This is a genomic window from Acinetobacter sp. YH12211 (assembly GCF_013418015.1).
Lineage (GTDB): Bacteria > Pseudomonadota > Gammaproteobacteria > Pseudomonadales > Moraxellaceae > Acinetobacter > Acinetobacter towneri.
This window is the reverse complement of sequence record NZ_VPCW01000007.1, coordinates 97510-110906: the sequence shown is the minus strand read 5'-3', so window position 1 is coordinate 110906 and position 13397 is coordinate 97510. Positions and strand designations below refer to the sequence as shown.

Genomic DNA, 13397 nt, shown 5'->3' with positions numbered 1-13397 from the left:
ATAGTCAAATATATAATATGTCATCATGAAATAATGGCAATTCAAAACTGCTAAAAATAGCTGTCTGACTCAAAGCTATATGCATCTTGTCACTTTACTTTTCGCTTTAGGATGAAAAAAACCAGCAACTTTTAGCTGCTGGTTCTATTTGATTAAGATTCTAACATTGTTTTAAGGTTGATTCGGCTCAGAAACACCTTTTTGTAACATGGCATAGTCTTGCAACACCTGCGCTGCTTCAATCACAAAAGCTTCTTCCTCAGGTAAAGCAGGGCGTTGTGCCGCTTTCATTTTGGCACGCGCTTCTGCCAAAGCATCAATAGATGCCTGATAGCTTTCCCAATTAGCAAATGGTTTCAAACCTGTTTCCTGACGGCGTTTGTTTTCCGCAGTCAGCGTTTGTTGCTCCAAAGCTAACAACTCTGCTCTGCGTTGTTCAATATCTAACACAATGCTTTTGCGATCTTCAGTTTGTTTGGCAATTTGCTTACGTTGTTCCAAATATTGAAATTGCGGATCAAGCGTGACACGTTGCTGTGACAATTGCCCTAGCTTGGTGATGTACGGCTGTACTGAACCTTCACGCTTAAATGGTGCAGTTGGAATAGTATCCCACTTCAAAGCATTTTTCGCTTTGCGTTCACCAAACTCCTCATTGTAAATATCCACCAGTTTAATGTCAGGAATCACACCTTTGTTTTGGGTACTTCCACCTGTAATACGGTAGAACTTACGTTGAGTTAAGGTCGCCTGCCCATAGGCTAAGGTGTCGAGTTGTACCTGCGCTGTACCTTTACCTGTGGTGGTGCTACCAATCACAATCCCGCGCTGATAGTCCTGAATTGCAGCAGAGTAAATTTCACTGGCCGAAGCAGAAGCAAGGTTAATCATCACTGCCAATGGGCCTGCATAAGTCTGTGCACCGCCATCGTCATCTTCAAATACGCTCACGTTGCCATTGCCATCACGAATTTGCACTACAGGGCCTGATTTGATTACTTGCCCAAGCATACGTGCCACTTCTTCTAGTGAACCGCCAGGGTTGTTACGTAAATCGACAATAATCCCTGCGACATTTTTGGCCGCCAAACTTTTCAGGGCATTGTTGGTATCTTCCGACACCGAGCGATATTCATTACCTGCACGACGCGCACGGTAATTCAAATAAAACGATGGAATTTCAATCACACCATAGGTATAAGTTTGACCATCACGTTTGATGTCAATCGTTCGTGAGCGAACTCCCGCATCTTCTTCCTGAATCACATCACGCACAATGGTCACATTACGCGCCTGATTCATCGCCGCACCCGCACCCAACAAACGCACAGTGACTTTGGTGCCACGTTTACCACGAATCAGCCCAACAATTTCATTACTCGGCCAACCCACAACATCCACCATTTTTTCGCCATCTTGCGCCACACCAATAATGCGGTCACCCGATTTCACCTGCCCTGTTTTACTTGCAGGGCCACCTTCAACAATGGTTTCAATTTTAGTGTAGTCTTCATTGCCCCGTTCAGGACGAATCGACACCCCAATTCCTTCAAGCTGCAAAGTCGTTTGACGGTTCAGCTCCATCGCATCGACAGGTGGGAAATAATTGCTGTGCGGATCATAAGTCAGCATCATCGCATTCAAAGTTTTATCCAGCACGTCATCGCTCTTTAAACGATCCATTCGCTCTAACTGGCGGGTATAACGCTTGGTTAAAGTCTGAACTGGTGTCAAATCTTCTGGACTTGCCAAATCCTGCCCATTAGTCAATTCAGGGTTATCTTTAATGGCTTTTTGTTTTGCCAATTCTTCTTCTTTGCTAATGGTCAGGTTAATGAGCTGCGACACCAGCATTTTTTGCCAATGCTTACGCATTTCTGCTTCAGTATTAAAGAACGGTGCTTTTTCCCGATCTGTTTCAATCGTGACATTTGGCTGTTTTAAATTTTGTGGTTTTTTCAGCTCTGCCAACATGAAATGATAAAACTGTTTTAAGCGTTCACGATACTGTGCATGAATTTGATACGGTCCAGCCAAATTGCCTGCTTTTAATGAAGCGCCAAATGTTGCTGCATATTGTTTGCGGTATTGCTCAACTTCTTTAGCCAAAAACAAAGTGTGGTCAGGGTCTAAACTGTCGATATAAAAATCAAAAATGCGCTGCGACGTCGCAGCATCTAAACGCTGATTTAAATAATGCTGACGATCGACCAAGGTCGCCAATTGACGCGAAACCAAAGCTTGTTCCTGCGTCGGCACAATACTGTTAGCAACGACAGCGGTATTATTGGCTGCAATTGCCTCGTTAATGGCGTGAGAAAAGAAAAAACCGCCAGTTGCTATTGCAACCGCACAAGCGATGGTTTGAAGTTTCATAAAAATATTTACGTCCTTGGTTTTTGACCAATCTCTGCTTTTCACAATGAATTGAGCAGATTCAAAATCTTATACAACTTAATTTGGGTCTGTCGTGTAGTTTTATCATAATCTGTGCTGTCAAAATGTAGCAAATCATTGCAGAATTCAGGTATTGTTTTTTTATTGATAAAAATCGAATACGGACACCCAATATGATTGGCGCATTGATGCTCGACATCGCTGGCACAGAACTTACTCAAGAAGATATTGAACTATTAAGCGCTCCGCAAGTCGGTGGAGTCATTTTATTTGCCCGAAATATCCAATCTCCTGCGCAAGTACGCGCCTTGACCGACCACATGCGTCAGGTACGCCCTGATATTTTAATTGCAGTCGATCAGGAAGGCGGACGCGTACAACGCTTAAAACAAGGTTTTACCCTATTGCCTGCTATGGGTAGATTTGGCGAGTTATACCAAAACGAACCTGAACGTGCCTTAGATTTAGCCGAAGAATGTGGCTGGTTGATGGCCACCGAAGTATTAGCGGTAGGCATTGATTTTAGTTTTGCGCCTGTTTTAGATTTAAATGACATCAGTGATGTCATTGGAGATCGTGCTTTTGCTGCGCGTCCTGTCGATATTATTGCTTTGGCAGATGCTTTTTTACGTGGAATGCATCGTGCAGGAATGGCAACCACAGGCAAACACTTTCCTGGACATGGATCGGTTAAAGCAGACTCTCACGTTGCTGCCGCGATAGATTCACGTTCTTTTGCCGAAATTCAACAACAGGATATGCAAACCTTTATCCAACTGCAAAATCAACTGGATGCGCTCATGCCTGCGCATGTCATTTATGATCAGGTCGATCCGAACCCTGCAGGTTTTTCTGAGTTTTGGTTACAGCAAGTGCTTCGCAAAGACTTGGGCTATGATGGTGTACTCTTTTCGGATGATTTAAGCATGCAGGCGGCTTGTGTAGCAGGCGATGCCGATGCACGTATTCATGCCGCTTTGCTTGCAGGCTGTGACATGGGATTGGTCTGCAACAACCGTGCTGCACAACGATTGGCTTTAAATGCGATTGCCGATTTACCCTTGCCGAATCAGGCACGTTTAGAACGCATGCGCGGTAAAATCCCTGAGCTTAGTGCAGAGTTTAGCATTGCTGAAGTTTTAGACTTGGGTGATGAATGGCGAAGCGTCCGTGATCGTATCTTGGTATTTAAAGAACAAAGTGCCACGCTACTGGCAGCACAAACTAGTCACGACCCGACCAATTATTCAAGTACCACTAAAAACGCTGCGACTTGAGATCACCACAAACTAACTAGGGTCTGTTGACAATTCGTCTATGTTTGCGACGTGAGAGATATATCTCGCAAGATTTTTTAGCTGATATAAGGCATGGGACAGGAAATTTAGTCATTCTAAATGACTGGCACATAACGCAATAGCAGCAAAAAATATGCTCGTCCTGAAAGGCTGTGGCTAAAACTTTCTCAGATTGCGTTATGGAACTTGAAAATAGGTCCACTATTCCCTGCGTTTTATGCCTGATCTGCTCAGTTTTAGCCTACAGCGCAAGCCATTTATGAAATGTCAACAGACCCTATACGCCTTCACTTTTTCACAGCATTTATACGACAAAGGAACACGACAGCGTGTTCCTTTTTGATTATGATAAACTTATTCTATTTTGAGTATATGCCTGACACCGCAGCTTGAGTGTCAAAGCATGCCTAAAAAGACAACGACCACCATACAAACAATTAAGGTCTATACGAAAATGACAAAAACATTGCTGAACAGCAAAATCACGACAGAAAAAAGGACTGAAATGCACAACTCGGATGCCAAGCCAACTCGCTCAGACACGACTGCATTGTCCAAACATCGGCATATTTCTTTTACCGCACATTATACGGGATATATCTGGTATCAAAGGGGGATTTCACATCCTGTATTTGCGACCCGAAAAGGTAAGTTTTTAGCCAAATTGGTACATCCTTTAGAAAACTGGGCAGAACGTCATGTGGGCGGCAGTATGCGCAGTACCCTCAAACAACGTCACCAAATGATTGATGCACACTTAACCGCACTGATTCAGCAACATCCGCAATTACAAGTGCTCGAAATTGCATCTGGGCTGTCACCACGCAGCTGGAACTTTCGACAAAAATATCCTGAACTGAATTACCGTGAACTGGATTTGCCTGATATGGCGCAAATTAAAACTCAAGCGTTACGACAAATTGACCACGACGCACCTGAAGTTCTCACCGCCGATATTTTTAGTGAATCCTTTCAACAGGCCTTTGAATATTTTGATCACTCGCAGCCCTTAGTAATTATTAGTGAAGGTTTAATTAACTACTTCAGCAAAGACATGCTACAACAGCTGTTAAATGGCATGTGTAACTACACCCAAGACTTTCCAGAACTGCATTATTTAACCGATATTTACCCTGAACCCGTCAAAAACAAGCTCGCCAATTTTATTTGGAACTGCAGCCGATTATTGAAATTTATGTCACGCAGTGCTTTCACCTTTCACTTTCAATCTCCGCAGGAATTAACTCAGTTTTTTCAAAATGCAGGTTTTGAGCAAGTGCAGCTACAACAACCACAACTGTATTTTTCCAACAGCTCTTTAGAAAAAACAACCGCAGAACATTTAGGCGATTTAGTCTGGATGGTTCATGCCTACAAAAAAAATAGCGTGGTTTAACACGCTATTTTGATTCTATTTTCTTTGGATAATTTTAAACCAAGCACTGATTTTATCTACTAACAGGCATATTCCAAATTTTGTGCAGCCGCTTTTTGACGTTCCACATAACGCAACAAACGCTCTGCCACCTCAAAACTACCATGCTTAAATAATGCGCGTAGTTGCTGCCCTTGGCTTTCAAAAATTAAACATTCAATGCTAAAACTGCCTTCCTCATCCTGTAATTCTAAGGCCATATCTCGTTCAAACTGTGCTGCTTGTGCCGCCAACGCAGCATTTTCAAAATCAAGCAATACACCAAAGAAGTTTAAATCGACAATGTGCGTGGCAATTTTCAAATCAGAATGACGATACTGCAAATGACTTTGCGGATTTTGCACCCGAATACGCGCTTCTCCACGGCGTTCCATCGTCAATAGTTGCGCACGTGTCATTGGAATAATGCCATCTAAGTCCTGAATAGATTCATCGCTTAAAAAGGTCGCAAATAAATTCATGGTTTCTTTACGGCGCTGTAATTGCGGCACATGATCTGCATTGGCAATCATGGCAAATTCCATGTTCGGGCACTGTAAGGCAAAATTGGCATTTTCATGCGGCAAGGTAAAACTGTCATATTGCCCACACGCCACCAAAACCTTACATTGCGGAATAGGCACATTGGTTAACCGCAATAAACGGTTGCAGTTCACATCGTAGCGATCTTGCTCTGTAGCGGTAAAGTCGGCCATTTGTCGGTAAAACAAACGCTTTGCAGTCGGTGACATGCGAGTTTGTTCCATTTTGGCATGATTGACCAAGTATAAAATCACCGCCTGACCAAATTCATCCATGCGCTGCTCTTTCATTAAATGCAGTGATTCTTCAAGCAACATGCGCCAACTTTTACGGGTCTTTTGCATAACCCCCATTAAAATCATGCGATCAATCAATTCAGGACGCTGATCTGCTAGACACGATGCCACCACCGAACCCAATGACATGCCCATGACGGATACTTTATCTAAGCCGACAATATCCAGCCAATCACCCAACATCTGACCTAAATCATGCAGTTCTAGCGTTCCTGCCGACTCACCTGTTTCCACATTGGTCATTTGCTGATTGGCGCCCATAGATGGCATATCAATTAAAATAATTGGCCCAGCACGAAAGAGCTGTTCCACACAATATTTATATGAATTAAAGTTTTGGAATGCACCGCCAATAATCACAATTGGGGTTAAATGAGCGGTTTCTGGCTGAGCAATTGCCATGTATTCCACTTTCCAACCACTAATCCAAGTAGTACGAGCGGGTTGTTTAAAGCTGTGCTTATCGTAAATATCAAAAAAAAAGACATGCGAACTTGCGTCCTGTACATCCGTATCCATCTGGATCATGGAATTCATATTCCTTACCTCCATGCGCATTTTATTTTTATTGTGCAAGTGTTCGTAATTGAACGATTACCCACTTATCTGAATTAAAGTGGCATCCTGCTTATTGTTGTGAATGACATCAATGTCGTTATCGCATCATTCTATACAGGTGCTGATTTTATACGCAAGATTTTCTATGACCGCTCATCTACTTTTAAATCATAAAGCATTTCAAAATATTTATTTTAAAGATGAAAGCATTGAAAAATATGTAAAGATTGAACAATTTAGTCTATTTTCTGCCGGGATGCTTCATTGTGCAGGCACAGACTGCTAATATCGAGATGAAATTTCTAAGTGATCAAACCGCTATGCAAGAGTCTATTGAACAATATATGCAAACGGTAGGACAACAAGCACGCCAAGCCTCTCGTGTCTTAGCAAGCGCTTCTACCCAATCTAAAAACAATGCGTTATCGGCTATTTATACGGCATTGGAAAATAGCGAGTCCGCTATTTTAGCTGCCAACCAAATTGATATGACCAAAGGTCGTAACAACAACTTGGATAGCGCACTGCTTGATCGCTTAGAACTTAACCCCGCACGCTTTAAAGGCATGTTACAAGGTCTGAAAGATGTGATTGGTCTCATGGATCCAATTGGTGAAATTACCGATATGGCTTACCGTCCATCTGGTATTCAATTGGGCAAAATGCGTGTACCGCTAGGTGTGGTGGGCATGATTTACGAATCACGTCCAAACGTAACCCTTGAAGCTGCGTCTTTGGCATTAAAATCAGGCAATGCGATTATTTTACGTGGTGGTTCTGAAGCACTGGAATCTAACCAAGCGATTGCTGCCGCGATTCAACACGGCTTAAAAGCATCAGGCTTGCCAGAAACATCGGTGCAAGTGATTAACACCTCAGACCGTGCTGCCGTTGGGCAATTAATTACCATGTCTGAATATGTAGATGTAATTGTGCCACGTGGCGGTAAAAGTCTGATTGAACGCATCAGCAATGAAGCGCGTATTCCAGTGATTAAACATTTGGATGGTAACTGTCACGTATTTGTAGAAGCACAGGCCGATTTACAAAAAGCCCTGCCTATTGCCCTGAATGCAAAAACTCACCGTTATGGCGTGTGTAATGCTATGGAAACCTTGTTAGTCGATGAGCGAGTTGCTGAGCAATTTCTACCTCGCATTGCAGAACTGTATGCAGAGAAACAAGTTGAATTACGCGGTTGCCCTGCAACCCAAAAGATTTTAGGCACGACTGTCAAAACTGCCACAGAAGAAGACTGGTACACCGAATATCTAGGTCCAATTTTGGCGGTTAAAGTGGTTTCAGGAATTGATGAGGCAATTGAACATATCAATAAATATGGTTCACATCATACTGATGCCATTATTACTGAAAACTTTAGTTTGGCGCGTCAATTCTTGGCTGCGGTAGATTCTAGTTCAGTCATGATTAACGCTTCTACACGCTTTGCTGATGGTTTTGAATATGGTTTAGGTGCTGAAATTGGAATCTCTACCGATAAAATTCATACCCGTGGCCCTGTCGGTTTGGAAGGTTTAACCTCACAAAAATGGATCGTGTTTGGCGATGGTCAAATCCGCCAATAAAATCCATCTGTAATTTTGCAATATCCAAATATAATGTTCAGTTTCACAGGAAGCTGAACATTATTCCCTTCTATTTTTTAGACATTGTTTTAAGACACAGTTCCACTACACATTTCTGCCTCACGCTCACTTAAAATAAAAACACCATCAAGATTAGAAAAATCATCAAAAAGAGTGGCGATGCTTATGTTTTATTATTTGATTATTAGTACCTTTGCTTTAGCACTGTTGGTGTCGTTCATTGTCATGCGTCTGTTTTCCAGCTCCATCAATGCAATTTTGGCGCGTATCATCCACGACCCAATTCATGAAGCATGGGCAAAGTACACCAAATTTGCTGGCATGGTGGTCGGCACATCTTCAGGCATTCGTATTTACGATATGGAAAAATACATTACCCCACTCACCTATGCCGAAAATGACAAAAGAATTGTGATTGAACTGACGCAAGAACGCTGGGTATTGGAAATTTACCGCACCATTATTGAAACCTTACAAGGCTTGGCGTGGATGATGTTGGTGTTTTTTATGGTGGCACTGATTGCTTATGTGATTGTCCGTTGGTCGGAAATTAAATACGCTGCCAAATCAAAATAAACCGACAAAGATTGAGGAAATAATTTAAAACAGTTTGCCACTCGCCTGCAGAATGAAGTGTGCTATGTTAAGAGAATACAACAGGAATTAAGCAGAAATTTTAGACCATCATTTCATGAAAAAATGAAAGTTTCGGGCTGATAAATTTTAATTATTTCTGATTTCATGGTCGATAATGCTTAAGTCTAATCTCCTAAAGTCTATCTAGGAGCAATAAAAAACCCATGATAAAACATACGTAATGATCAAGATTGCAACACAATAGATTGCCGTTTGCCATATCTTGCAATGCAGCTTGATTGACTAGGGATAACTTCAATTAGAATTCGGGTACATAAAAGTGACTACATCAGTATTAGTGATTAACTGCGGATCTTCTTCTATCAAATATGCGCTTGTATCTGAAAGCGTTGGAGATCGTATCTTTGGTTTGGCAGAAAATCTAGGTTCTGCTGATGCGCGCATTAAAGGCATTACCGCAGGTGGTGAGCCGCTCGAACTTTCTATTCCACATGCTGACCATGAAAAAGCATTGGAAACTATTCTTGGTCGCTTATCTCAATATAAGCCTCAAGCCATTGGTCACCGCGTTGTACACGGCGGTACTTTGACCAAAGCAGAATTATTAACAGAAGAAATTGTTCAACGTATTCGTGAAGCAACTCCGCTTGCTCCGTTACATAACCCAGCACACTTGGTGGGTATTGAAGCAACGATGCGTTTGTTCCCAGAGCTTCCGCAAGTGGCTGTATTTGATACTGCATTCCACCAAACGATGCCTGCACACGCTTACCGTTACGCAGTACCTAAATTCTTATATACCGACCACAACGTACGTCGTTATGGCTTCCACGGTACAAGCCATGCTTATGTTTCAGAGCGTGGTTCAGAATTGGCTGGCAGCTTTAAACAAGGTGGCTGGTTAACAGCTCACTTGGGTAACGGTAGCTCAACTTGTGCGATCTGGAATGGTCAAAGTGTAGATACTTCTATGGGCTTAACCCCACTTGAAGGTTTGGTGATGGGTACCCGTAGTGGTGATGTAGATCCAAGCTTACACAGCTTCCTTGCAAGCAACTTGGGTTGGGACATCTACAAAATTGACAAAATGCTGAATAGCCAAAGTGGTTTACTCGGCTTGTCAGGTTTATCGAACGACATGCGTACTTTAATTGAAGCATCTGAACAAGGCAATGAAGATGCAACGCTTGCCATTGAAGTATTCTGCTACCGTTTAGCTAAATCTTTAGCTGCGCTTAGCTGTGGTTTACCACGCTTAGACGGCTTGTTCTTCACTGGTGGTATTGGCGAAAACTCTGCTTATATCCGTGAAAAAACAGTATCTTACTTACCACACTTCGGTTTCAACTTCAGCAAAGAGCGTAACGACAACCTAAAACGTGGTACTGAAGGTCGTATCGATGCTGGTACAGGCCCACAAATTTGGGTTGTACCAACTGACGAAGAAGGCCGTATTGCTAAAGAAACTGCGCACGTTGCTGAGGAGCTAAAGTCAGCTGCAAAAAAGTCTGAATGTGATGCTGCGATTGCTTAAGCAATCGTAGTATCCGGTGTGCCTTCAATAAATTCCTAAATGATTTAGAAAAAACTATGAAAACAATACTTTTGGTTCCTACTGAAATTGGTGTTGGCTTAACATCAGCATGTTTAGGTTTAATTTACGCTTTGGAATGCCAAGGCGTAAAAGCAGGTTTCTTAAAGCCTTTTTCACAAGAATTACAACCTGAAGCAGACCGCACAACTGCGTTGTATCGTCACCTGTTCAAGCATGAAACAGTTGAGCCGATTTCTTATACTGCGCTGACTGAGCGTTTAAAAAATGATGAAAATGACGAATTGCTTGAAGATGCAGTTCGTTTACATCGTGAAATTTCTAAACATCACGATATCATTATTGTAGAAGGCGTGTTGCCAAATGGACGTGATCCATTTGCAACTGAATTGAATGCAAATTTGGCTAAAGCACTTGATGCAAAAGTCATTATTGTCAGCAATGCCGACATCAACAATGCTGTTAAAACAGCGTCAAAAGTAGACAATCAATTACGTTTCTTTGGTGGTGCAACTTGTGAGCGTACTGCGGGCGTATTGTTTATGCGTACCAAAGGTTTACCAGAAGATTCTGCACAAATTCCTGTTACGCTTGATCCAAACTTACGTTTAATTAGCGACACCAACCAGTTTGTCAGCAAAATTCAAACTACACATCCAATGATTGGTAAAGATTGCATGCCAGTGATTGGCTTGGTGCCATTCAGCAATACTTTAAGTGTGCCACGCATGTCGGACTTGGCTGCACACATTTCTGCAGAATGGATTAACCAAGGTGAAGCAGCGCAGCGCCGTGTATTACACAGCAGCTTAATTGCATCGAATATTGAACACGAAATGCATAAATTCGTTGCAGGCGAGCTGATTATCAGTGGTTCTGACCGTGTCGATGTATTGCTTGCCAGTAGCTTAGCCAGCAGCAATGGTATTCCACTTGCAGGTTTGGTGTTAACTGAACATCAAGCACCAAGCGCACAAGCTTTAGAGTTCTGCCAAGCAGCAATGAAAAATGGCTTGCCAATTTTACATACTAAATTGAGCACCTTTGAAACTGCACAACAGTTATTAAACCTGAGCAACGAAATTCCTGTAGATGATACTGAGCGTGCAGAACAAGTTACCCGCTTTGTGGCCAGTCACATCAATGCAGAATGGTTAACCCAATTAATCAGCGATACGCATAAACCACGTTTATCGCCTTCTGCGTTCCGCCATGAATTGGTGCAAAAATCTATTGCAGCGAAAAAACGTATCGTGCTTCCAGAGGGTGATGAGCCACGTACCGTTCAAGCTGCAGCGATTTGTCAATCACGTGGTATTGCCCACTGCGTATTATTGGCAAAACCAGAAGCGGTAGTCGATGTTGCCAAAGCACGCGGTATTGAGCTTCCACACGACTTAGAAATCATTGATCCTGACTTGATTCGTGAAAACTATGTCGAAAAAATGGTTGCGATGCGTAAAGGCAAACTTACTGACGATCAAGCACGTGAACAGCTGCAAGACACTGTCGTATTAGGTACGATGATGTTAGCACTTGATCAGGTTGATGGTTTGGTGTCTGGTGCTGTGCATACTACAGCCAATACAGTTCGTCCCGCATTCCAGCTCATTAAAACTGCACCTGATTATTCATTGGTATCTTCAGTATTCTTTATGCTGTTACCAGATGAAGTATATGTGTACGGTGACTGTGCGATTAACCCAGACCCAGATGCTGAACAATTGGCTGAAATTGCGATTCAATCTGCTGACTCTGCAAAAGCGTTTGGTATTGACCCACGTATTGCCATGATTTCTTACTCAACTGGTACTTCGGGTGCAGGTGCTGACGTAGAAAAAGTAGCGAAAGCGACTGAAATTGCGAAACAACGTCGTCCTGACTTACTGATTGATGGCCCATTACAGTACGATGCAGCATCGGTTGAAAGTGTTGGTCGCTCTAAAGCACCAAACTCTCAAGTTGCAGGTCGCGCCAATGTGTTCATTTTCCCTGACTTGAACACAGGTAACACGACGTATAAAGCAGTACAGCGTTCTGCTAACGTGGTGAGTGTTGGCCCAATGCTACAAGGCTTGAACAAGCCAGTGAATGACTTGTCACGTGGTGCATTGGTAGATGACATTGTGTTCACGATTGCATTGACTGCGATTCAGGCAGAGCAACAAGCAGCTCAATAATTCGTAAAGTTAAGTTTTACAAACCACCTGATTGAAAAATTGGGTGGTTTTTTTATTCCACACTGTAGATTCATAGATCACTACAAAAATTGATTAGCTCCATCCAATCTATTTTTAAAACCTCTGCACCAACCACACCGTATGCCCTGCACAGTCCTGATCTTCCGCGAGCATTTTCACAACTTTAAAGCCATAATCTTTTAACAATTGCCGATATTCATCCTGCGACAAACTGGCGTGATAAAGTGCTTCACCAAACATTTCCCCAATCGCCTCACCCGCAGCAGGTCCACTGCTAAACATTAAAACTGTATTGGCGGTAGACCATTGCGCAAATTTCTCGAACATGCAGCGCTGATCGTTTGGCGTTAAATGAAAAAAGCTATCCCACGCCAAAATACCATCAAAGCACCGATTCAAGTTCACTGAGCGCATATCGGCTTCAATCCAGCACTGTTCAGGAAAATGTTCACGTGCCATCTCCAGTATGCTGTCTGCGCTATCTACTCCTGTAAGTTGATGCCCATGCTGTAATAGATATGCAGCAATAGGACGCCCCGAACCACAGCCCAAATCTAATATTTTGGCCTGCGCAGGCAAATAAGCAAGAAAACGATCCAGCCAAGTTTTTTCATATAACAACTGACCGCGCAAGTCTGTCCACGCTTTTGCATGCCGTTGATAAATGGGGATAATCTGAGCAGCTAAATGCGTGTGATCATTCATATTTACCCCAAACATCATTCCAAAGAAGTCTTTGAACATAGCTGAATTTGCACCAACAAAACAGCAAAATCATGGCCCGTTTTGACGACATAATTTTATGGATATTTCACAAATTCTCTCAAGCTAACGACTGATATTAAACTTTCGCCCAAAGCTTGATCAAAGTGCCCACAATCGCTGCATTTTATCTTATAATTTAGCCCGCTAGCTATCCGCCCGCTCAAGAGAT

Annotated in this window: 9 protein-coding genes; 6 read left to right on the top strand and 3 right to left on the bottom strand. The window is 42.6% G+C overall.

Annotated features, from left to right (window positions below):
• Window positions 1-171 precede the first annotated feature (171 nt).
• Complete coding sequence (locus FTU98_RS05865) at window positions 172-2376, bottom strand: carboxy terminal-processing peptidase (RefSeq protein ID WP_096901393.1); 2205 nt, start codon at window positions 2374-2376, stop codon at window positions 172-174.
• Window positions 2377-2570: 194 nt separating this feature from the next.
• On the opposite strand from FTU98_RS05865, the gene nagZ reads away from it, so the two are divergent.
• Both nagZ and FTU98_RS05855 read left to right on the top strand, forming a co-directional pair.
• Complete coding sequence (gene nagZ, locus FTU98_RS05860; RefSeq protein ID WP_167846325.1) at window positions 2571-3674, top strand: beta-N-acetylhexosaminidase; 1104 nt, start codon at window positions 2571-2573, stop codon at window positions 3672-3674.
• A gap of 526 nt (window positions 3675-4200) precedes the next feature.
• Window positions 4201-5091 carry a class I SAM-dependent methyltransferase gene (locus tag FTU98_RS05855; protein ID WP_004974878.1) on the top strand — a complete coding sequence of 297 codons (891 nt, stop codon included), beginning with the start codon at window positions 4201-4203 and terminating at the stop codon, window positions 5089-5091.
• Between the two features lie 59 nt (window positions 5092-5150).
• On the opposite strand, the gene FTU98_RS05850 is transcribed toward FTU98_RS05855, so the two are convergent.
• Window positions 5151-6485, bottom strand: coding sequence for an alpha/beta fold hydrolase (locus FTU98_RS05850; RefSeq protein ID WP_180050697.1), 1335 nt, complete (start codon window positions 6483-6485; stop codon window positions 5151-5153).
• Between the two features lie 341 nt (window positions 6486-6826).
• Here FTU98_RS05850 and FTU98_RS05845 point away from each other — a divergent pair, with 341 nt between their 5' ends.
• The 4 genes from FTU98_RS05845 (at window position 6827) to pta (ending at window position 12442) form a co-directional block, all read left to right on the top strand.
• Window positions 6827-8092: a glutamate-5-semialdehyde dehydrogenase gene (locus FTU98_RS05845; protein ID WP_179996009.1), complete on the top strand. Its 1266-nt coding sequence runs from the start codon at window positions 6827-6829 to the stop codon at window positions 8090-8092.
• Window positions 8093-8278: 186 nt separating this feature from the next.
• Entirely contained in the window at window positions 8279-8689 is a 411-nt protein-coding gene (locus FTU98_RS05840; protein WP_026438428.1) for a hypothetical protein, read from the top strand.
• A 340-nt stretch (window positions 8690-9029) separates the two neighbouring features.
• Window positions 9030-10244: an acetate kinase gene (locus FTU98_RS05835; RefSeq protein WP_180050695.1), complete on the top strand. Its 1215-nt coding sequence runs from the start codon at window positions 9030-9032 to the stop codon at window positions 10242-10244.
• Window positions 10245-10300: 56 nt separating this feature from the next.
• Window positions 10301-12442, top strand: a complete 2142-nt coding sequence (pta, locus tag FTU98_RS05830) for a phosphate acetyltransferase (protein ID WP_004974865.1) — start codon at window positions 10301-10303, stop codon at window positions 12440-12442.
• Between the two features lie 114 nt (window positions 12443-12556).
• Here pta and FTU98_RS05825 read toward each other — a convergent pair whose 3' ends face one another.
• Window positions 12557-13168 (bottom strand): class I SAM-dependent methyltransferase, encoded by a 612-nt coding sequence (locus FTU98_RS05825; protein ID WP_180050693.1) that lies wholly within the window; start codon window positions 13166-13168, stop codon window positions 12557-12559.
• Between the last annotated feature and the right edge of the window lie 229 nt (window positions 13169-13397).